The sequence below is a fragment of the Dolichospermum sp. UHCC 0315A genome (assembly GCF_008121535.1).
In the GTDB taxonomy this organism is placed as follows: Bacteria; Cyanobacteriota; Cyanobacteriia; order Cyanobacteriales; family Nostocaceae; genus Dolichospermum; species Dolichospermum lemmermannii.
Window position 1 is genome coordinate 3,647,704 of record NZ_CP043056.1, and the last position, 20,634, is coordinate 3,668,337.

At 36.3% G+C, this 20,634-nt stretch carries 20 protein-coding genes and 1 pseudogene; 10 read left to right on the top strand and 11 right to left on the bottom strand.

Going from position 1 to position 20,634, the window contains the following annotated elements; translation table 11 throughout:
• Positions 1–21: 21 nt before the first annotated feature.
• From BMF77_RS17460 to BMF77_RS17485, 5 genes are all read right to left on the bottom strand, one after another.
• Complete coding sequence (locus tag BMF77_RS17460) at positions 22–834, bottom strand: DUF4351 domain-containing protein (RefSeq protein ID WP_148764562.1); 813 nt, start codon at positions 832–834, stop codon at positions 22–24.
• Positions 835–897: 63 nt separating this feature from the next.
• Positions 898–2,178 (bottom strand): photosystem II assembly protein, encoded by a 1,281-nt coding sequence (locus BMF77_RS17465; RefSeq protein WP_148764564.1) that lies wholly within the window; start codon positions 2,176–2,178, stop codon positions 898–900.
• On the bottom strand, positions 2,171–3,091 hold the full coding sequence (locus BMF77_RS17470; protein WP_148764566.1) for a radical SAM protein: 921 nt from the start codon (positions 3,089–3,091) through the stop codon (positions 2,171–2,173). The genes BMF77_RS17465 and BMF77_RS17470 overlap by 8 nt, the downstream gene beginning before the upstream one ends.
• Before the next feature lie 484 nt (positions 3,092–3,575).
• On the bottom strand, positions 3,576–3,881 hold the full coding sequence (locus tag BMF77_RS17480) for a helix-turn-helix transcriptional regulator (RefSeq protein ID WP_148764568.1): 306 nt from the start codon (positions 3,879–3,881) through the stop codon (positions 3,576–3,578).
• A complete protein-coding gene (locus tag BMF77_RS17485; protein ID WP_148764570.1) occupies positions 3,868–4,257 on the bottom strand; it encodes a type II toxin-antitoxin system RelE/ParE family toxin in 390 nt (129 codons plus the stop codon). The genes BMF77_RS17480 and BMF77_RS17485 overlap by 14 nt, the downstream gene beginning before the upstream one ends.
• A gap of 140 nt (positions 4,258–4,397) precedes the next feature.
• Here BMF77_RS17485 and BMF77_RS17490 point away from each other — a divergent pair, with 140 nt between their 5' ends.
• From BMF77_RS17490 to dcm, 3 genes are all read left to right on the top strand, one after another.
• Positions 4,398–4,844 (top strand): hypothetical protein, encoded by a 447-nt coding sequence (locus BMF77_RS17490; protein ID WP_148764572.1) that lies wholly within the window; start codon positions 4,398–4,400, stop codon positions 4,842–4,844.
• 19 nt (positions 4,845–4,863) lie between these two features.
• Positions 4,864–5,337 (top strand): hypothetical protein, encoded by a 474-nt coding sequence (locus tag BMF77_RS17495; protein WP_246862948.1) that lies wholly within the window; start codon positions 4,864–4,866, stop codon positions 5,335–5,337.
• A 255-nt stretch (positions 5,338–5,592) separates the two neighbouring features.
• Entirely contained in the window at positions 5,593–6,912 is a 1,320-nt protein-coding gene (dcm, locus tag BMF77_RS17500; protein ID WP_148764574.1) for a DNA (cytosine-5-)-methyltransferase, read from the top strand.
• Between the two features lie 23 nt (positions 6,913–6,935).
• On the opposite strand, the gene BMF77_RS17505 is transcribed toward dcm, so the two are convergent.
• The 3 genes from BMF77_RS17505 to groES form a co-directional block, all read right to left on the bottom strand.
• Positions 6,936–7,613: an NgoBV family restriction endonuclease gene (locus BMF77_RS17505; protein ID WP_148764576.1), complete on the bottom strand. Its 678-nt coding sequence runs from the start codon at positions 7,611–7,613 to the stop codon at positions 6,936–6,938.
• Positions 7,614–7,781: 168 nt separating this feature from the next.
• Entirely contained in the window at positions 7,782–9,419 is a 1,638-nt protein-coding gene (groL, locus tag BMF77_RS17510; RefSeq protein WP_148764578.1) for a chaperonin GroEL, read from the bottom strand.
• Between the two features lie 107 nt (positions 9,420–9,526).
• Positions 9,527–9,838, bottom strand: a complete 312-nt coding sequence (gene groES / locus BMF77_RS17515; protein ID WP_015083039.1) for a co-chaperone GroES — start codon at positions 9,836–9,838, stop codon at positions 9,527–9,529.
• A gap of 1,054 nt (positions 9,839–10,892) precedes the next feature.
• Between groES and BMF77_RS17520 the strand changes: the two genes are divergently transcribed.
• Positions 10,893–11,570: a response regulator transcription factor gene (locus tag BMF77_RS17520; protein ID WP_015083038.1), complete on the top strand. Its 678-nt coding sequence runs from the start codon at positions 10,893–10,895 to the stop codon at positions 11,568–11,570.
• An 84-nt stretch (positions 11,571–11,654) separates the two neighbouring features.
• On the opposite strand, the gene BMF77_RS17525 is transcribed toward BMF77_RS17520, so the two are convergent.
• Positions 11,655–12,230: a Uma2 family endonuclease gene (locus BMF77_RS17525; protein WP_148767055.1), complete on the bottom strand. Its 576-nt coding sequence runs from the start codon at positions 12,228–12,230 to the stop codon at positions 11,655–11,657.
• Positions 12,231–12,453: 223 nt separating this feature from the next.
• Between BMF77_RS17525 and BMF77_RS17530 the strand changes: the two are divergent.
• A pseudogene (locus BMF77_RS17530) lies at positions 12,454–14,238 on the top strand (IS1634 family transposase).
• A gap of 503 nt (positions 14,239–14,741) precedes the next feature.
• On the opposite strand, the gene BMF77_RS17540 reads toward BMF77_RS17530, so the two are convergent.
• Positions 14,742–15,482: a sulfite exporter TauE/SafE family protein gene (locus BMF77_RS17540; RefSeq protein ID WP_148764580.1), complete on the bottom strand. Its 741-nt coding sequence runs from the start codon at positions 15,480–15,482 to the stop codon at positions 14,742–14,744.
• Positions 15,483–15,525: 43 nt separating this feature from the next.
• Here BMF77_RS17540 and BMF77_RS17545 point away from each other — a divergent pair, with 43 nt between their 5' ends.
• From BMF77_RS17545 to ureC, 4 genes are all read left to right on the top strand, one after another.
• Positions 15,526–16,365, top strand: coding sequence for an urease accessory protein UreD (locus tag BMF77_RS17545; protein ID WP_148764582.1), 840 nt, complete (start codon positions 15,526–15,528; stop codon positions 16,363–16,365).
• A gap of 39 nt (positions 16,366–16,404) precedes the next feature.
• Complete coding sequence (gene ureA, locus BMF77_RS17550; protein ID WP_015083034.1) at positions 16,405–16,707, top strand: urease subunit gamma; 303 nt, start codon at positions 16,405–16,407, stop codon at positions 16,705–16,707.
• A 212-nt stretch (positions 16,708–16,919) separates the two neighbouring features.
• Positions 16,920–17,225, top strand: coding sequence for an urease subunit beta (locus BMF77_RS17555; protein ID WP_210422221.1), 306 nt, complete (start codon positions 16,920–16,922; stop codon positions 17,223–17,225).
• A 51-nt stretch (positions 17,226–17,276) separates the two neighbouring features.
• Positions 17,277–18,983 (top strand): urease subunit alpha, encoded by a 1,707-nt coding sequence (ureC, locus tag BMF77_RS17560; protein WP_148764584.1) that lies wholly within the window; start codon positions 17,277–17,279, stop codon positions 18,981–18,983.
• Between the two features lie 109 nt (positions 18,984–19,092).
• On the opposite strand, the gene BMF77_RS17565 is transcribed toward ureC, so the two are convergent.
• Positions 19,093–19,809 carry a pirin family protein gene (locus BMF77_RS17565; protein WP_148764586.1) on the bottom strand — a complete coding sequence of 239 codons (717 nt, stop codon included), beginning with the start codon at positions 19,807–19,809 and terminating at the stop codon, positions 19,093–19,095.
• Between the two features lie 339 nt (positions 19,810–20,148).
• On the opposite strand from BMF77_RS17565, the gene BMF77_RS17570 reads away from it, so the two are divergent.
• Entirely contained in the window at positions 20,149–20,562 is a 414-nt protein-coding gene (locus BMF77_RS17570) for a thiol-disulfide oxidoreductase DCC family protein (protein WP_148764588.1), read from the top strand.
• Positions 20,563–20,634 lie beyond the last annotated feature (72 nt).

The window sequence follows — 20,634 nt, forward strand, 5'->3', positions numbered from 1 at the left end:
TCTTTTAAAAAGCTTATTTTTCTAATTGCTAACTTTTTGGTTTAACCAAGTTACCAAATCAGCAACATCTGAAAAATCAAATAAGGCTTCTCCTAAATCTTCTAAATCGTCAGCAGATAAATTTCTAACCTTGGTCATTAATGAATCATAGATATCACCAAAACGTTTTTTAAGCTGACGACAAATAATTTTCAATGCCTCTTTTTGCACGATATCTTGATAAATGACAGACTCTTTCATAATATCCTCCCGGAGAAATTGACGAACTAAATCTTTTTCAAACCGTAAACCTGCGAGAACTTCCACACAACCAGCAATATTTTGTTGCTGTTCCCTATCTGGAATTGTAGCGACTTTTTGAGCTACTTGGGATAATAAACTTTGTGCTGAGTCAGTGCGGGTTAAAGTTGCTAAAGGTAATAATGCGGAATTATCTAAAAATACCCTTGAATCTTGTTCCCAAAGACGCACAACCTCAAATTTGTGAATAGTGGTATGATCTCGATATTCTTCAGTAAAAGCGACTTCATTATCAGTTTCCTGCAAAAATATTAACACCTGAGTTACAGGACATTTATATTGACGTTTCAACCTGACAGAATAATCAAGCATTCGGAAATTAAGGGGAGTTTTAGATTTAGGTAAAGTCTGAAATTCAATATGCAGAATTTGGTTTTCTGTTTGCAGAAATGTCACAGAATCAGCACGAATGGGTTCAAGTGTTAATTCTGTTTTCAATACTTCAATTTGTGTTGGTTCTACCCCCAGCAACCAACGCACAAAATCAGCAGGATACTGTTCAGCTAAATATTTACAAGCGTTATCGTAGCTCAAATCTTTCTCCTTTACTAATCATTTTGGTGATATTTTATAATAATTTATTTAACATTAAATCCTCTATTTTTTGGCTAATATTACATAATCATCTAATGTGTAGTGTGATTCGTGATTTTGATAAAAATACTTTTTGATCATAGGACTCATATAAACTTGTTGAGGTAAATTTTCTCTAGCAAATTTTGCAAAGCCACTAGAATAAGCTGTTCTTAAACCAGTTGAGGTTAGATATCTATACCAAACTAATTCTAATCCAAATTCTGCTACAAATTTACATACTAGATTTTCTTCTTGTTCTTTATCTTCTACTTTCTGAGTATTATAAAATTTAAATAACTTTTTATCTTGCACAATTAATAATACATATCCTTGATGATTTAAACTTTCAGCAAATATTTGTTTATATATATTAGTCGCTTCCTGATGTTTAACTGTATCGTTAAAAAAACAATGGGAAATAACTATAAAATCAAAAAAGTTTTTTGGGATATTATTAGATTTTTCATCCCAGGTAAATATGTCGTTAGTCACAAAGCGAAAATAAGTATTTATGGAAGTAATCCGCGATTCAATATATTTACGCCAAAATTGAAGTCCTCGATACTGGAAAGCGTCTTGTTTTTCTAAAGAATAGTAAGATAAGTGCATTTGAGGAATATCAAAAAAGCTGCTACAACTTTGGAGAAATAAAGCCAAACCATAAGCTGTTGTTCCCGGTCCAGCAGCAATATCAAGAATGTTCAATTTAGTTGGTAGCAACCCATCTTGGTAAATTAAAAACCATGCTAAATAGAGACAATAGACATTTTCTGAAAAATATTTCATAAAATAGACATGGGGGGTCAGACTAAAACGGTAGTCTGGATCTTTTCCCATTTTTAAGGTATTAATATCATCAAGAGCATCTTCTAATTGAATTACTAATTTTTGTTCAGGAATTTTACTAAATTCCTCTTTAATATATTCCACTAGTTTAACTTCAAAATCATCAAATATACGCTCATCAATTCCTGTAATTTGTAGTTTATATTCATCATGCTCCACTAATTTAAAAGCTTGATATATATACTTAATAAATTCTGCATCTGACTTTAATAACAGATGAGATTTTGATTCTTTTACTGCTGTTATTTGTTTTCTTAAATTTGCGGTTTCGCGTTTATGTTCCTGGGAATTCCGTTCAAGTTGCAGTTTATCCCTAAATAGTTTCTCTAACCATGAAAAACTTGCTCCCGATTTTTGAATCTCTTGCAAAATTTTTACAGCACTTCGTGTATCACCACGCTGTAATGCTGATTTAAATTGCTGACTTCTCCACCAATTAATAATAAAATTACTCATAACCAAACCCGTCTTTTCCTTCTTTTATTTCTACACCTGGAAGCTGAGAAACTAACTTTTCTTTAAATCTCTGATAACTAAATCTATCAGAATTATACCACCAAGCATATTTTTGTTTAATTTCTTCAGCTTCTTGACGAGTTCCTGCGACAAGAGAACGATTATTATTAGGATGAAAATCTTGAATTACTACTCTATCTGCAATAGCTAATTTCTGAATAAAGGCATCTTCATCTATTACTAACGTTGGTAATAGAGGTGTAATTGTAATAGAAATTTTAGGAATAAAACCTTTAAAACCATCAATACTTTGTCTGATTTTTTTAATAGCATTTAATCTGGCTTTAACACTAGGAGAACGGGGTTCAAAATCTCTTCTCACGGCTTCGCTACCTGTGGGAATGCTCATATTAATTCGCAGTCTTTGAAACCTTTGTAAATAATCAATATCTCTAGTAATAATGGGACTGCGAGTTTGAATTACTAAATTTGGCCGATAATCAAGCATTACTTCTAATAAACTGCGAGTTAATTGATGTTTAGACTCCAAAGGTTGATAAGGATCTGTTACACTACTCATGTAAATTCTGGGAGGTTGATTGGGATTTTTCCGATACCAAGTTTCTAATTCTTTTGCTAAAACAACCGCCGCATTTTCTTTATAAATTACCCATTTACCCCAGTCTTGACGCATTTGAGGATTAGGACTAAATGCAGCAGCATAACAATAACTACAGCCATATTGACAACCCCGATAAGGATTGAGGGTAAAGTCATAAGCAGCAATAAACCCAGTGGCTTTTGTTAGCAGTGATTTAGCATTTTGGGCGTAAACTGTAGTATCTCCAAATTTTTCGCGTACGCATTTTGTAGGAGTTTCGTCGCTATAACCTTCATACCTTGGTTTCGCCATATTTTAATATGTAAAGATAAAATACTTTTAATCCGTTTTGTTAATTCACCCTGAGAGATACTATTAACATCAGGGACAGCAACAGGATCAAAAGTCCGATTAATTACTTACAGCATTTTCTCTTTATCTAAGTTTTCTTGATAAAGAGGATTATTGTCAATTAAAGTTTTGACAATTTCGGTTAATTTTTGATAATTAGATTGATGATTAATAATTTGAGTCATAGTTAAACCTCCTTACAATGTATTATATTTTGGGTAAAATAGCAAATTATGACCTTAATTCCGTTTTACCCAACTAAGAGGATGTTTTAAAAGTTTTCAATGTATAAATTTACCCCTCTCCAAACCTCTTCCCTGCAAGGAGAGAGGCTTTAAAACCCCCCTTCCCTATCAGGGAAGGGGGGCTGGGGGGTTAGGTTCTTGGAGATTGTTGGTTTCATCTAATACTTTTCAAACAACCTCTAAGATAGTGAGCTTAAAATTTACGCAACTAAAGAAATACGCTCCTCACCTTTTTCAAGAATAAGACGATAACCACAAGATTGAACTATCTGTAAAAAATTACTAATGTTCATATCTTTTTGCTGACCAGAACAAATATCTTGAATAACAGCAGGAGGAATATTAACTTCTTCGGCTAATTGAGCAATGGATATATGATCATTCTCCATAATAGAGATTAATAACTCAGATAGTAAAAATTCCTGATATCCTGATGTAAATTTATCTTTAAAATCGGGGTTTTGCATCATTCTATCAAGAGTTGATAGTTGTTCAATTTTCTTCATAATATCCTCCTTCTTGGTTACGTTTAATATAATCATTCATATAGTTGATAGCTTTTTCTTTCTGGTTTTTTGGTAATTTTTGTTGTTTTTTCTCAAAAGCATTGGTCACAATAATTTTTTGACCAGTAAAGAAGAAGCATAAAAATCGATCTGGTTGTGGTTTAAAAGCGTAAATTTTATCTCCTTCATTACGAAATTGCTCTTTATTACTTATTTGACCAAAATCACCAATTCGTTTGACTAAAAATAAAAATCTTAATTGTTGTTTCTCATCTAGTCTATTAAAATACTCTTGAGCTTTGCTTTCACCATTTTCATTAAAATACCACTCCAACTGAAACACTGAACCAACATAAATTAAATATTCTTTGGTCATATAAGTCCCATTATAGCAGCTACAATTTCTCTGAAAAAGTAGGAATCAACAAAAAATAGTTATCGGATAGCTAAGAGAGTGAAAAATCACTGAAATGACATGATAATATTCATTCTGTCCGAATATAGTAATCTTAGTTAATGGTAAAACTCTACTATCGCGGCATGGTAGATGAAAATGGTAAGCCCAAAATCGGTCGAAGTGCCAGACTATTAGGAGTTAGACTGGGTATTGATATAAATATCAAGCAAATGCCCGTAAATAGTCTAGATGAGCAAGGCTATTTATTACCAGAGTCAGAGCGTGAGTTTCAAGGTGAGCTTGTTGATGTTGCTATTAGAAATACAGGGGGAATGTCCGTTTCCCTCTCCATTGAAGCTTTACCAGCACCTCGCAAACCTACTAAATTTGGTGGATATGGAAAAGATCCCCTATGGCAAATTGATGATAGTAACATCACTGGAGATTTACAAGCTGTTCAGGATAGCCCAACCCACGTTAGCATTTCGCCAAGAGTTACAATGTCACTAGAAAGGTACGAATTAGCCTTGGCAAACACCCAAGATGATTGGGAAAGAATTGATTAGAACTAAATAGGAGGCAGGTATGGCGTGGATATTTAGTTTATCAGCAGAGTGTGGCTCTGATGAAAGCAGTGCTAAGGAATTTGCTCAACATTTTGACCAAATAATAATGGGAAACCTATGGATACTTTCAAATGGTAGCCAATTCCAAATTCGTACAGATACTTTTCAGGATATAGAAAAAAACTGGTGGTGTCGGGTTTGCCCAAATAATCTTAGTGAACTAGGAATAGACAATCCTGAAAGTGCTTATTTAATGACGGATTTAGGTCTCAAACTCTATTCAACTCTAGAATTTGCTCCTTCGTTTCGTTATGCTTTAGTTGGTTTAGAAGTTGATGAATTTAGAACCTATAGTGAACTAATAGAAGATTTACCTAATTTATCTATTCCAGGATTAGTTTTATCTACAGCACTTGCAGAAGAAGTAGAAACATTACCAGGTTTCCAACCGTTTTTTAATTCTGGTTATGTTTGGCAACCCTACAAGGGTTAAATTTATAATCCATTAATGGTATCTCCAGAATTAAAAAATAAGCTTGATAAACTTTTAGCTGTAAGTTGAATTGAAACTCAATATTCTCTTGTGTGCCTCTGCGTGCAAAAAAAGCCACATCCTTGCGGAACATTGAAATCTTTTTCTTTCACTCTTTCAGCAGTTACAGTACCGTTTATAAAAAATAATTATCGTGACTAAAAACATACATACTATGTTAATATATAAATTGTTTGTTGATATTAATAGCTAAAAATGTCTACCACTATTAAATTTATTGATTTATTTGCAGGGATTGGGGGAATGAGATTAGGCTTAGAAAAAGCCTGTAAATCTTTAGGAATTCACAGCGAATGTGTTTTAACTTCCGAAATTAAATCTACAGCAATTAAAGTTTATCAACAAAATTTTAATGAAGATAAAATCTGGGGTGATATCACGGAAATATCAAGTCAACAAATACCTGATTTTGATGTTTTATTAGCTGGGTTTCCCTGTCAACCTTTTAGTAGTGCAGGAACAAGACAAGGATTTTTAGATACTAGAGGAACTTTATTTTTTGAAATTGAACGTATTTTAAAAGATAAATCACCTTTTGGATTTTTATTAGAAAATGTTGAAGGTTTAGTTCAACATGATGACGGTAGAACATTAACAACTATTATAAATAAATTAGAACAATTAGGTTATCAAGTTAAATGTGATGTTTTGAATGCTAGAGATTTTGGTGTTCCTCAAGATAGAAAAAGAGTTTATATTACTGGAACTAAGACAAACTCTATTTCTTTAAATTTTCCTAGAAATAATAAATCTGTATTATTAAATATTTTAGAAGCAGGTTGTCCGACTTTACAAACAAATTTTGTTAAGAAATTATTAGCACAATATTCTCTTGATGAACTTTATGGTAAATCTATTAGAGATAAAAGAGGAGGAGAAGATAATATTCACAGTTGGGATTTAGAATTAAAAGGAAATGTTAGTACAGAACAAAGAGAATTACTAAATTTATTACTAAAACAAAGAAGAAGAAAAAATTGGTCTGCTAAAAAGGGTATTCAGTGGATGGATGGAATACCGTTAAGTTTAGATGAAATTGAGACTTTTTATCAACATAAAAATTTAAAACAAATATTAGATGATTTAGCCAATAAAGGTTATTTAAAATATGAACATCCTAAAGATATTCAAGAAGTAGTAAATAAAGATGGTAAAACAGTAAAGAAAAGAGAATATAGACTTGATTTACCAAAAGGCTATAATATTGTAGTTGGTAAACTCAGTTTTCCAATTAATAAAATACTTGATCCTCATGATATTTCACCAACTTTAGTAGCTACTGATATGCAAAGATTAGCAGTAGTTGATGGTAAAGGATTAAGATGTTTAACAATTAGAGAGGGATTGAGATTATTTGGCTTTCCTGAAGATTATCACATTAATTTACCTATCAATAAAGCATTTGATTTATTGGGAAATACTGTAGTAGTTACTGTGGTAAGAGAAATTTCGGAAAGAATAGTTATTCAAAAAATGCTATCAGTTCCTAATCAAGTCTACGTTTTAAGTAGATAAAACTAATCACCCTTTTGCAAAACTTATAATTCTTCTCCTATATGATAAAAATAGTTATTTTTGACTGTTGCTAGCCAATCATAACTTTGATTCTGTGTTCCAGGATATTTCATCAAAGTATCATATAAACCTTCAACAAAATCAAACCTGGATTTAAATGGTTTTCGAGCTTTCTGACTTTTGGAATACCATACAACAGGTCTAATAGCGTCAATTTCATGTTGTTTTACATTGCATTTAACTGAGTAATTCGCTGATCCTCCCGTAATTTCCCATATCTTTTTCAACCAAATTTTTCTAACTTTGAATTTATAATCTTTTAATTCATAAGCAAAAATTAAATAATCAGCATCTAACCGATGTGCTTCTGTCTTTAAAGATCGACAATAAGCTTTGAAATTAGCTACATCAAATGAAGCATTATCATCATAATTAAATGTTTTGATTTCTAATAACCCTGTAGTATCTGAAATATCTAGTAAAAAGTCAGGAAACTCTTGTGTATTTGTTTTGGTTCTAAACTCAACTCCTTTTAGTCTCATCCATTCAGTTAACCATTCTTGAAATAAATCACCAATCGCACTTTTTTCATTAATCTTAACAGAGATATTAAGAAAGTTAAAAGTAATTTCTCCTTCTTGATTAGCAATATCTTGAATTAATAAATTATAAATTTGATTAGCAATAGGATGATAAGACATACAGGATATTAATTAATAATGAAACTTCAATATATCATCGGTATAATAATTAACTTATTTTCTTAAGATTGTCTTTATACTAAAAATAAAATTTAGCACTAGAAAAAAAACAGCCGCCTCCTTGCGGAAGCGGCCATTATTCAAAAGTAGGAAAACTACGAAAAGATTTTAGTAGTCGTAATCTCCGCCACCCATACCACCACCAGCAGCAGGAGCGCCGTCTTTCGCTTCAGGCTTGTCAACAATGATACATTCTGTTGTCAACACCATCCCAGCGATAGAAGCAGCGTTTTGCAGAGCAGAACGAGTTACCTTAGCAGGGTCAACAATACCAGCTGCCAACATATCAACGAATTCGTTGGTAGAAGCATTGAAGCCAATGTTGAAATCCTTCTCTTTCACTCTTTCAGCAATAACTGCGCCGTTTTGACCAGCGTTTTCGGCAATTCTCTTCAGAGGAGCAGGTAAAGCCCGAACAACGATTAAAGCACCAGTCAACTCTTCATCTTTGAGGTTGCTGTGCGCCCAAGCTTCCAATACAGGAGCGAGGTGAGCCAAGGTTGTACCACCACCGGGAACAATACCTTCTTCTACAGCAGCCTTGGTAGCGTTGATAGCATCTTCCAAGCGCAGCTTCTTGTCCTTCATTTCGGTTTCGGTAGCTGCACCAACTTTAACTACAGCTACACCACCGGACAATTTAGCCAAACGCTCTTGGAGTTTTTCTTTGTCGTAGGAAGATTCGGTTTCTTCCATCTGACGACGGATTTGCTCAACACGAGCCTTCACACCAACTTCATTACCTTCAGCCACAATTGTGGTGCTGTCTTTGGTGATGGTGATGCGGCGGGCTTTACCTAAGCTTTCTAACTTGGTGGTATCTAGTTTCAAACCAGCGTCTTCGGTTACGAGTTGACCACCGGTGAGAACTGCGATATCTTCTAGCATAGCCTTACGGCGATCGCCAAAACCAGGAGCTTTTACAGCAGCCACGTTGAGGACACCGCGTAAACGGTTAACTACCAAAGTTGCCAAAGCTTCTTTTTCGATGTCTTCAGCAATAATTACCAAAGGACGACCGGAACGAGCTACTTGTTCGAGTACAGGAACTAAATCTTGTACCAAAGCAATCTTCTTGTCGGTTAACAAGATATAAGGCTCATCAAAAACGGTTTCCATCCGTTCTGCATCGGTAGCGAAGTAAGGGGAAATATAACCCTTATCAAAGCGCATCCCTTCGGTGATTTCCAATTCGGTGGTCATAGACTTCCCTTCTTCTAGGGAAATTACGCCTTCTTTGCCCACCTTGTCCATAGCTTGAGCAATCATAGCCCCGACTTCTTCGTCGTTACCAGCAGAAATTGCCGCAACTTGAGCGATCGCTTTAGAATCTTCTACAGGGCGAGCGTGTTCAGCAATTTTTTCTACTAAAAAGGCAGATGCTTTGTCAATACCGCGCTTCAATAAAATCGCATTAGCACCAGCAGCAACGTTCCGCAAGCCTTCTTTAACAATGGCGTGAGCCAAAACGGTAGCTGTGGTTGTACCATCACCAGCAGCGTCATTGGTTTTGGAAGCAGCTTGACGAATTAGAGCTACACCAGTATTTTCGATGTGGTCTTCTAATTCAATTTCTTTAGCGATGGTGACACCATCATTAACGATTTGTGGTGCGCCAAATTTCTTTTCTAAAACTACGTTACGACCTTTAGGTCCAAGGGTAACAGCTACAGCTTCAGCGAGAATATCAATACCACGCTCTAGAGCGCGACGGGCGTTTTCGTTGTAAATAATGCGCTTTGCCATAATAAGTCTAAATCCCGGTAGTAAATTAAATTTTTCTGATTTTCAAAGAAATTGGTGAGTGGTGAACAGGTAATTCGGAAAAATTCTTACCCATCACCCATGCCCAATTAGCTGACGATTGCTAAAATGTCTTTTTCAGAAAGCAATACATATTCTTCTGTCGCCAGCTTGATATCAGTGCCAGCGTACTTGGAGTACAACACTTTATCGCCAACATTAATGTCCATTGTTTGACGAGTCCCGTCGTCATTGCGCTTGCCAGGTCCCACAGCGGCGATTTCGCCAACTTGGGGTTTTTCCTGAGCATTATCGGGCAAAAACAAACCGCCTGCGGTTTTTTCTTGGGGGGCGCTTACTTTGATAAAAACGCGATCGCCCAGGGGCTTAACGGTGGAAACGCTTAAAGATACGGCTGCCATACAAAATTTTTTGCTAAATTAGCACTCTCGACTCATGAGTGCTAATCTAGCTTTATATAGGACATAATAGCAATCATGACTTGTGTACGGGTTTCCGAACTAGGGCTAGGGTGGCAATACTTAAGTGCAAATATCCAATTATTTTAGTTGTCAGGGTTTGTTGCGTAGGTAATGAATATTTTGATATGGACAACTTTATTTGCAAACTTGGGAAATTGTTATAGAACTGTAATCAGGGATCTACTCAATGAGTAACAGCACCGTGATCCACGAACAGGCATCTCATCCCTACAACTACTAGGGAACTGGGAACTGGGGACTGGGGATTGGGGACTGGTGACAGGGAGTATTTAGCTCTTCCCCCATTACTAATTACCCAGTCAAAAAAACAGATAAATGCTCAATTCTGTTACAAATCAGCTAGTCTAGAACTTGGTAATGCTGTTAACAAGGACTGGGGGAGCGATCAACCCATCAGTTAGCACACAGTTATTCCATAGGCATCTTCACAGCCCAAGCCAAAAACTTGCGTGTTTGTTGTTCTAGAACGATAATGGTAGTTTACCTAGATGGGGTCTGGTATCGCCAATTAAATCCAGAAGTCATGAGAGCAGGTCATCCAAGACCAGTAAATTGGCCATGAGGATGGTGAAAAAATCTGTATTTTTAACCCATGCTTTGCCAAAAAAAACTTCCCGGCTGATTTTGAACCTCTGATAGAGGCTTCACATCCTAAGGATAAGTAGAGCAGCAGTATGCCAATGAAAGCGCAGGTGAGTTTTGAACTAAGGTCATCTTGAAAAATACCGACTTGTGATTCACAAGGACGATAATTTAATCAGGGTTTTCAGCCTGCAACTTTCAAATGGATCTATAATAGCGCATTATAAAGACTACTGCTATACGTATCCTTACTAGACTTTTTCCATTCACCTGCAAGTCTGTTGAAAGTAACTAACACTTTTAAGACTTAGGGGAGTTAAAGTAAGTTAAGTGGGAAAAAAGACAACATCCTAAGTCATCCACCATACGGGATAACTATATCAATACCTTAATGGATCGAAGCGCGAGAAGTGCCACTGTTATGAAAGAACCCAGCATGAAAGACCACAAAAGACTTCTATTCATTGATGATGACCCTAACCTCATCTTGCTGGTGAAGGATTACTTAGAGTTCCGGGGCTACGAAGTCATCACGTCCGCCAATGGCAGAGAAGCCCTGGATCTTCTAGAAACCGAAGTTCCAGATATGATCATCTGTGATGTGATTATGCCGGAAATGGACGGATACACTTTTGTCGAAGAAGTCCGCAAGACTGAACGAACTAGTTGGATTCCCGTTCTTTTCCTCTCAGCTAAAGGTCAAAGTGCAGACCGAGTTAAGGGGTTAAATAAAGGTGCTGACGTATATATGATCAAGCCCTTTGAACCTGAAGAACTCGTAGCACAAGTAGAATCCTCACTCAAGCAAACTGTGCGTTGGAAAGAACATCAAACCAAGGGTGGGGACAGCAGTTCTCGTATCCAAGTTCCTTTCGATGTCCAGTTAACCCCCACTGAACTGAAAGTAGTCCAGTTTGTCGCTAGGGGTTTAGCAAACCGCGAAATCGCTGAAGAATTAAATGTCAGCCAGCGGACTGTTGAAAGCCATGTGTCCAATATGTTGGGCAAAACCAATCTCCACAACCGGACTGAATTAGCACGGTGGGCGATTGAAAATCAAATGGCTTAAACAATTTTAGATTTTGGATTTTGGATTTTGGATGATTTATCTAAGGTCTAAAGTCCAAAATTTTTGATTTTGGATTTGGGAAAATTACGCTGGAGACGGAAAATCTACATCTTCATAAAGTTGCGTCATTGTTCCTGCAAAGTTAATGCTTTGTAATTGAAATGAAGTTTCTTCTCCTATATAAGACTGTAATACCCAAAGTCCATCTTCATTGCGGCGGAAACATTCAACTCTCGGTTTTTTCGGATTAATTAAAATATATTCTTGTAAAGTTTCTATAGTTTGATAATCAGCAAATTTGTCACCTCGATCAAATCCTTCTGTAGAATCAGATAAAACTTCGATTATTAAACAGGGAAATCTTTTATATCCTAGTGTGTCTTGATCACGCTTGTCGCAAGTTACCATAATATCAGGATAAAAAAATCTATTTAAAGACTCAATTCTGGCTTTCATATCAGAAATATATACTCGACAACCAGAACCACGCATATAATTACGCAGTAGTGTTGCCAAATTAAGAGCTATAGTAACATGAGCTTCTAATGCGCCAGCCATTGCGTAGATATATCCATCAATGTATTCATACTTAATGGGGCTATTTTCTTCTAATTCTAGATATTCTTCGGGAGTGATGTAGATTTGGGGAGAAGCAACCATATTTAACCCACATTCCGCACCCCAAACTGTCACAGATCAAAAAAGCCCTTAAAGTAGTACATAATAACTAAAGCCAATTCAAAAATTAAGATGCTTAATAAGAATAAGTAGCATTAAAAGGGACGTGGTGTGATAAAGTGAAACTTGGTAACAAAAGAAAAAAATGAATTGATAACCAAATAAGAAATAATTGATGACAACAGAAGTATTAGAGGAAACTGTTGTGAAATTAAAACCTCAAGAAATAGAAATTGAGAACATAGACCATCTAGGGATAGTAGCAGGAATCATAGATTCAATCGGAATAGTAGAAATAATAAATGAATTAATAGGAGTCGAAAAAGACGAAAAAGTAAATGCAGGTCAAGTGGTAAAAGCCATGATAATAAACGGGTTAGGATTTGTCTCCAAACCGTTATATATGTTTCCCCAATATTTTGAAACAATCGCCTGTGAGCATCTAATAGGAACAGGAGTAAAACCAGAATATCTTAACGACGATAAATTGGGGAGAGTCATGGATAAACTGTTTATAAAAGGCTTAGATACAATCTTTTTTATCATAGCCTTAAAAGCTGCTCAAAAATTTGGAGTATCACTATCAACATCACATCTAGACTCATCATCAATGCACGTGCATGGGCAGTATAACACTAGCTTACCATTCGTAATATTTGAGAGTCAAAAAGTAGGAAATAACCAAGAATTAGAAGAATTAGCAGTAAAATCACCAAAAGAAATAACCATCACCTACGGTTATTCCCGTGACCATAGACCAGATTTAAAACAATTCATCATAGAAATGATATGTTCAGGAGATGGAGACATCCCAATATTTTTAAAACTAGCATCGGGAAATCAAGCAGATTCATCATGTTTTGGTCAAATAGCAGTAGAATATCAAAAACAATTAGAAGTTAATAGTCTCATGGTTGCTGACGCTGCTTTATATACAGAATCAAACCTGAAAATGATGTCAGAATTACGTTGGTTATGTCGAGTACCATTAAGCATAAAAGCAGCAAAAACATTAATATCAACATTAGCAGAATCAGAATTTATTGATAGTACAATACCAGGATATAAATTAGCATCAAAAATCCAAAATTATGCAGGGATAGAACAAAGATGGTTAGTAGTGCAAAGTCAAGAAAGAAAAGAATCAGACCTGCATAAGCTCACACAAAAAATTACCAAAGCAGAATCAAAAGCTGTGCAAGATTTGAAAAAGTTATCACAAGAGAGATTTGCATGTGTTGCAGATGCTAAGTAGGTCGGCGTTAAAAAATCAATCTATGTAACGAAATATAAATTAACGAATACCTTATAAATAGGGTGTTTCACGGTTTTTACAAAACTAAACATATATCGATTTTATTGGGCCGACTTACTTATCAAGGCATTATCAAAATTATCAAAACAATTCAAATATCATCAAATTCACGAAAGTACGGTGACTCAAGTAAAATCTAATAAAAAAGATACTTCAGGAGAAATATCCTATCAAATATCAGCTACAGTCTCCCAGGATGAAAGTAAAATTAATACAGAATTGCTGAGTGCGGGACGTTTTATTATTGCGACAAATGTTTTAGATTCACAGGAACTAAGCAATGATTCTATGCTAAGTGAATATAAAGCCCAGCAGTCATGTGAGAGGGGGTTTGGTTTTCTCAAAGACCCATTATTTTTTGCCGACAGTATTTTCCTCAAAAGTCCTGAGAGAATAGAGTCTTTGGGAATGATTATGGGTTTATGTCTACTGGTTTATACTTTGGCTCAACGTCATATTAGAAATGCTCTTTTGGAGTCTAAATCAACAATTAAAAATCAATTAGGCAAAGCAACTAATCGTCCTACTTTACGCTGGATTTTTCAATGCTTTCAGTGTATTCATTTGGTTACACTCAATCAGGAGAAACATATTTCTAATTGGAATAAGGACAGAGATTTTATCTTGAGTCTTTTACCAGATGATTGTTTACGTTACTATCAATTAGTCAGCTAATTATCATCTCTATCAATTTAATTTCTCTTGTAAAGATGAGCTAATCTCTTTGATTTATAGCTCCATTTTACTATGTCTATAATTTCGTTTTTTACTTTAATTGATTAGTCTAACTTATAATTGTTTCTTGAATATCTTCTTTCACTTATCTATTGACCTCTCCAGGTGGTGTGCATTCTTATTGCTTCTTATTGAGAATAGATTTTGATGACATTTTTGGTGATTTACTGTTTCTCAAATGCCTTTTTTCACTTTATCTGTTTGTTTTGATGCTCCCTTTGATTTTCATCTCCGTAATTTCCCTCTGTAACATTTTGGGGTGCGGAATGTGGGATTTAAAACCTCAAAAATTAAGATGTAGGCTTAACACTTGCTATTTATACTAAACTAGCCATTTGTAATAGATTAAGAAAATCCTGATTTAGTCTTTGATAAATTCCTGAGTTAATTTTAGCATTGCATCATGATCAAATCAAGTTGCAAAAATTAAATGAAAAGTTATTTTACCAAAAAACTAATAATTCTCGTTGCTGCCATAAAATCAGGATACCACTGAACAGGACAAAGGAGATAACCAGTCGCCGGAATTGTTTCTCGCTGATTTTTTGGAGAACCAAATGTCCCAACCAGTTGCCAGGTATAGCAGCTAAACCAAGGACAATTCCATAACCAATATATGGTAATTTGAAAGCACCAAGAAAACCATAAACAACAATTTTAACGATATGAACAATTACTCGATTTGTTGCCTGAGTTGCGAGTAATTCTTCTTTTTGTAAGCCATAGTTAATATAAAGTGGAGCTAATACAGGACCCATACTCCCTATTAATCCAGAGAAAAAAGCATAAACAAAACCTGCTGGTAAAAAATACCAAGCTTTGACTGAAAAAGATTTTTCTTCATTTTTAAAAAAGTAACTAGCAGCCGAAAAAATCAGAAATATAGCAACTAAAATACTTAACCAATCTAATTTAAGTTTTGTTAGTGTAAAAGCTCCCAAAATTCCGCCAAAAATTGCTCCGGGTAACTCCCATTTAACAACATCCCAATTAATTTTTTGCCAATATACAAATACTCTTTCACTGTTTCCAAATAGCCCACTAATAGTAATTACGGGAGCGATCGCTACTGCCCCTAGAAACATCCCAACAATGGGCATAAGAATTAATGCACTCCCACCACCCGCTAATAAACTGATAAACCAGCCAACAATCCCAGCTAATGCCAACCAAAATATTGTCATAAATTATTGAATAATATGTTAAACCGGTTACTCTGCTCTCTAAATGATTGACAACTCATACACAATAAAAGGTTGGCATGGCAAACTTAACTTAGTTTATGCTCGTTGCCAAGATTCCACTCAGTTAATTTACAATCACCATCAAGCCCCTTTTAAGGTACAACGCCCCTTTTACCCAGAAGGACAGGGAATTTGCCATAGCGTGATTTTACACAATGCTGGAGGCGTTGTGGGAGGCGATCGCCTATCTTCAGAAATTCACCTCCAACCCCAGACAAACGCCTTAATTACTACCGCAGCCGCAAGTAAAATATATCGTAGTAATGGCTTATTAGCAAGACAAACCGTAGATATTCAAATTGATGCTCATGCTTGTTTAGAATATTTACCCCAAGAAACGATTTTGTTTAATGGGGCAATTTATCGCCAAGATGTGCGGGTAGAATTAGCTGTAGGTGCGAGTTATTTGGGCTGGGAAATTACGAGATTCGGTAGAAGTGCTAGGGGAGAAAAGTTTTTAGAGGGAGAGATGCGATCGCACACAGAAATCTGGCAAAATGGTATGCCATTATGGATTGATAGACAAATCGTCCCTGGTAGCGAAGAAGTGTTTCACAGTCCTCATGGTTTAAGAGACAATCCCGTTGTTGGTAGTTTTGTTGGCGTTGGTTTCCCCATATCTCCAGAAATCATCAACCAAGCACGTTCTTTAATTATTCAAAACTCTGATGCTGGAGTAACTCGCTTACAACATGGATTTTTGTGCCGATATCGTGGTAATTCTACATCCCAAGTCAGAAGTTGGTTTACAAATATTTGGCAAATGTTACGAGTATCTTGTCTAAATCGTGGTAATTGTATTCCTAGAGTATGGCAAATTTAAACGAACCACAGAGACGCAGAGAACGCAGAGGAGGGAACAATGCAGCTTACACCCCAAGAGAAAGATAAATTATTAATTTTCACCGCTGCTTTAGTGGCAGAAAGACGTAAAAATAGAGGGTTAAAATTAAATTATCCTGAAGCAGTTGCCTTTATTTCTGCGGCGATTTTGGAAGGTGCAAGAGATGGTCAAACTGTAGCAGATTTAATGAGTTATGGGACAACTTTATTAACTCGTGATGATGTTATGGAAGGGATTCCTGAAATGATTCATGATGTTCAAGTGGAAGCCACTTTTCCTGATGGTACAAAGTTGGTAACTGTACATAATCCAATTCGTTAGAAATGATTAAGATAGGAGAAAGTGCAAATGAAGACAAAACAATATGAGATTAACATCAGTTAATATTCAAGGTTATCGCCCTTTCAGCAATTTTGAAGCCCCATTACAGCCACTAGAAATTTTAGAGAGGCTTCCATGAAAGTTGAATGTCCTCAAGCTTTGAGACCATTTGTGGAATTCTTAGAAAACCTTTAAATCAGGAAAACTCAATTATGATACCAGGCGAAATCATCACACCCAATGGTGAAATAGAATTAAATGCAGGTCGGCCAACTACTAAAATAATAGTCGCAAATACAGGAGACAGACCAATTCAAATAGGATCACACTTTCACTTTTACGAAGTCAATAACGCGTTAAACTTCCATAGAGAAAAAACACGAGGAATGCGATTAGATATTCCCGCCGGCACAGCCATCAGATTTGAACCAGGAGACGAAAAAGAAGTTACTCTAGTTCCTCTCGTTGGTACACGCCAAATCTACGGCTTCAACAACAAAATTGACGGAGACCTCTAAAATTCTCTCTGTCTCTCTGCGTCTAAAGCGTGATAAAAAAAGGATAAAAATATGCCCTACAAAATGAACCGCCAAGCCTACGCCGATACCTTCGGACCAACAGTAGGAGACAGAATTAGATTAGCCGACACCGAACTATTTATAGAAGTAGAAAGAGACTTTACAACCTACGGTGACGAAGTTAAATTTGGTGGGGGAAAAGTCATTAGAGATGGGATGGGACAATCCCCAATTTCTAATCATGATGGTGCAGTAGATTTAGTTATTACTAATGCTTTAATTCTCGATTGGTGGGGAATTGTCAAAGCAGATATTGGCATTAAAGACGGCAAAATTTATAAAATTGGTAAAGCCGGAAATCCCTATATTCAAGACAATATAGATATTATTATTGGACCGGGAACAGAAGCTTTAGCCGGCGAAGGAATGATTCTCACTGCGGGGGGAATAGATACCCACATCCATTTTATCTGTCCCCAACAAATTGAAGTCGCTATTGCTTCCGGTATTACCACCATGATTGGTGGTGGGACAGGCCCAGCTACGGGAACAAATGCCACAACTTGTACCCCTGGTCCCTGGAATATGTACCGAATGTTGCAAGCTGCTGACGCATTCCCTGTCAATTTAGGATTTTTGGGCAAAGGTAACACCAGTAAACCCCAAGGACTGATAGAACAAATCGAAGCCGGGGCAATGGGGTTAAAACTCCATGAAGATTGGGGAACAAATCCAGCCACAATTGATACTTGTTTGACCGTTGCTGATGAATATGATGTGCAAGTAGCAATTCACACTGATACTTTAAACGAAGCCGGCTTTGTGGAAGATACAATTGCCGCTTTTAAACATCGTGCTATTCACACTTATCACACAGAAGGGGCTGGAGGTGGTCATGCACCAGACATTATTAAAGTTTGCGGACAAAGTAACGTTTTACCATCTTCCACTAATCCTACCCGTCCTTACACCGTCAACACTCTAGATGAACATTTGGATATGTTGATGGTATGTCATCATTTAGATGCAGCTATTCCTGAAGATGTATCTTTTGCTGAATCCCGTATCCGTCGAGAAACTATTGCTGCGGAAGATATTCTGCACGATTTAGGCGCGTTTAGTATGATTGCTTCTGACTCCCAAGCAATGGGGCGTGTCGGTGAAGTAATAATTAGAACTTGGCAGACAGCACATAAAATGAAGGTGCAACGGGGAAGCCTTGCTGGTGATAGTCATGCCGATAATTTACGAGCTAAACGTTACGTTGCTAAATATACAATCAATCCGGCAATTACTCATGGTATTTCTGAATATGTGGGATCAGTAGAAGCGGGTAAATTAGCCGATTTGTGTTTGTGGAAACCTGCTTTTTTTGGTGTCAAACCGGAAATTGTCATTAAAGGTGGCATGATTGCTTGGTCACAGATGGGTGATGCTAATGCTAGTATTCCCACACCCCAACCTGTATATATGCGCCCGATGTTTGGCAGTTTTGCTGGTGCTAGAAATGCAACATCATTAACTTTTGTGTCTCAAGCTGCTTTGTCCAGAGAAATTCCTCAACAATTAGAATTAAGAAAATTAGCGATCGCAGTTTCAGGAACTCGTCAAATTACTAAGCGAGATATGAAATTAAATGATGCTTTACCTCATATTGAAGTAGATCCAGAAACCTACGAAGTTCGCGCAGATGGTGAATTATTAACTTGTGAACCAGCAACCGTTTTACCAATGGCACAAAGATACTTTCTCTTTTAGAATAGATGAAGATAAGATCCCCGACTTCTGACATCAATTTATAATTTGTGGACACAATAAATAAAAGAAGTCGGGGATCTGGATATGAACGATTGCTATAACTGAATACTTAACCTAAATCAAACAGTAATATTTCTGCATTTGAATTACTGCTAATTGTTAATTTCTCTTCTCCTGTAATTTCTACTCCATCTCCAGCTTTCAATTCGTGATTATTGAAAATTACTTCACCTTTAGCTATTTGCAACCAAGCATAACGATGGTTTTGGACATGATAATTTACCACATCACCTTGTGCTAAAATTCCCACATATAAAGAGACATCTTGGTAAATAGTTACAGCCCCATCTCGTCCATCTTCTGCCGCAATCAAACGCATTTTTCCCTGCTTCTCTGACCTAGCAAAAGCTTTTTGTTCATATCTAGGTTTTAGTCCTTGCTGATTTGGTAAAATCCAGATTTGTAGTAGGTGTAATTCTTCAGTTTGAGAAGGATTAAATTCACTGTGCATAATTCCAGTTCCTGCACTCATAACCTGGGCTTCACCGGGAAGAATTACCGAACCTGTGCCTAAACTATCTTTATGTTCAACCGCACCTGATAAAACATAGGTGAGAATTTCCATGTCTTTATGTCCATGAGTGGGAAATCCTGCACCAGCAGCAATGCGATCATCATTAATCACTCGCAAAGAACGAAATCCCATCCGGTTGGAATCATAAAAACTGCTAAAGGAAAATGTATGATAACTATTCAGCCAATCAATATGATTATGTCCACGGGAATTGCCATCATGAATTACATAATTAATGGTATTTTGAGTCATGATTTCACATTGCTATTTAATAGTTAAGTAGGTGAACACAATAAAACCAAACTGTGTAAAGAAACGTAAAATCGCTGAAAACTTCTTTACTCTTGCCTCTTGCCTCTTGCCTATTGCCTTGCTATAACGACAATTTTCAACGCCAACCTACTTAGTTGTACTGGAAAATTGCCAAAGCAGAATTAGTTTTTTCACTGTTTATATAGTAAAGTAGATACAGATAAATTCACAAATACGCACTAAAAAGTAAGATACAAGAACCCCAACCCCCCCCGCAAGCGAGGAGGGTGCTATGATGTCTCTCGTTCAAGTGCATAACGCTATATAGCCAATAATTTTATGAATTACTACGTGATCTATGATGGCAACTGCAATCTTTGTGTAACTTTAGTGCAGTTGTTGGAAACTTTAGACCAAGGGAAACTGTTTCGCTACGTTTCTATGCAAGATGAGGAGACATTATCTCAATGGGGGATTACCTCGACAGATTGTCAACAGGGGATGATTTTAATTGATGGTAATGCTACAGAAAGACGTTGGCAAGGTAGTAATGCTGCTGAGGAAATTGGACGACTATTACCTTTGGGTAGTATATTTGTGGATGCGTATCGGGCATTACCGGGGATGAAATGGGCAGGAGATAGGTTTTATGAACAAATTCGGGATAATCGTTATACATTGTTTGGTAAGCGTTCCCAAACCTATCAATCACCATACTGTGTAGATGGTAGTTGCAAAACTGATAACGAGTAATATTGAGCCTGACCCTGATTTAGTACATAAGTTCTATTATGTAAGAATATAAACCTCTTTTCTGAGTAATTC

Bases quoted from the DNA above. Each gene is read 5' to 3' on its own strand.
- BMF77_RS17465 (WP_148764564.1), bottom strand. From the start codon at position 2,178: ATGAGTAATTTTATTATTAATTGGTGGAGAAGTCAGCAATTTAAATCA.
- BMF77_RS17470 (WP_148764566.1), bottom strand. From the start codon at position 3,091: ATGGCGAAACCAAGGTATGAAGGTTATAGCGACGAAACTCCTACAAAA.
- BMF77_RS17480 (WP_148764568.1), bottom strand. From the start codon at position 3,881: ATGAAGAAAATTGAACAACTATCAACTCTTGATAGAATGATGCAAAAC.
- BMF77_RS17485 (WP_148764570.1), bottom strand. From the start codon at position 4,257: ATGACCAAAGAATATTTAATTTATGTTGGTTCAGTGTTTCAGTTGGAG.
- BMF77_RS17490 (WP_148764572.1), top strand. From the start codon at position 4,398: ATGGTAAAACTCTACTATCGCGGCATGGTAGATGAAAATGGTAAGCCC.
- BMF77_RS17495 (WP_246862948.1), top strand. From the start codon at position 4,864: ATGGCGTGGATATTTAGTTTATCAGCAGAGTGTGGCTCTGATGAAAGC.
- dcm (WP_148764574.1), top strand. From the start codon at position 5,593: ATGTCTACCACTATTAAATTTATTGATTTATTTGCAGGGATTGGGGGA.
- BMF77_RS17505 (WP_148764576.1), bottom strand. From the start codon at position 7,613: ATGTCTTATCATCCTATTGCTAATCAAATTTATAATTTATTAATTCAA.
- groL (WP_148764578.1), bottom strand. From the start codon at position 9,419: ATGGCAAAGCGCATTATTTACAACGAAAACGCCCGTCGCGCTCTAGAG.
- groES (WP_015083039.1), bottom strand. From the start codon at position 9,838: ATGGCAGCCGTATCTTTAAGCGTTTCCACCGTTAAGCCCCTGGGCGAT.
- BMF77_RS17520 (WP_015083038.1), top strand. From the start codon at position 10,893: ATGGATCGAAGCGCGAGAAGTGCCACTGTTATGAAAGAACCCAGCATG.
- BMF77_RS17525 (WP_148767055.1), bottom strand. From the start codon at position 12,230: ATGGTTGCTTCTCCCCAAATCTACATCACTCCCGAAGAATATCTAGAA.
- BMF77_RS17540 (WP_148764580.1), bottom strand. From the start codon at position 15,482: ATGACAATATTTTGGTTGGCATTAGCTGGGATTGTTGGCTGGTTTATC.
- BMF77_RS17545 (WP_148764582.1), top strand. From the start codon at position 15,526: ATGATTGACAACTCATACACAATAAAAGGTTGGCATGGCAAACTTAAC.
- ureA (WP_015083034.1), top strand. From the start codon at position 16,405: ATGCAGCTTACACCCCAAGAGAAAGATAAATTATTAATTTTCACCGCT.
- BMF77_RS17555 (WP_210422221.1), top strand. From the start codon at position 16,920: ATGATACCAGGCGAAATCATCACACCCAATGGTGAAATAGAATTAAAT.
- ureC (WP_148764584.1), top strand. From the start codon at position 17,277: ATGCCCTACAAAATGAACCGCCAAGCCTACGCCGATACCTTCGGACCA.
- BMF77_RS17565 (WP_148764586.1), bottom strand. From the start codon at position 19,809: ATGACTCAAAATACCATTAATTATGTAATTCATGATGGCAATTCCCGT.
- BMF77_RS17570 (WP_148764588.1), top strand. From the start codon at position 20,149: ATGAATTACTACGTGATCTATGATGGCAACTGCAATCTTTGTGTAACT.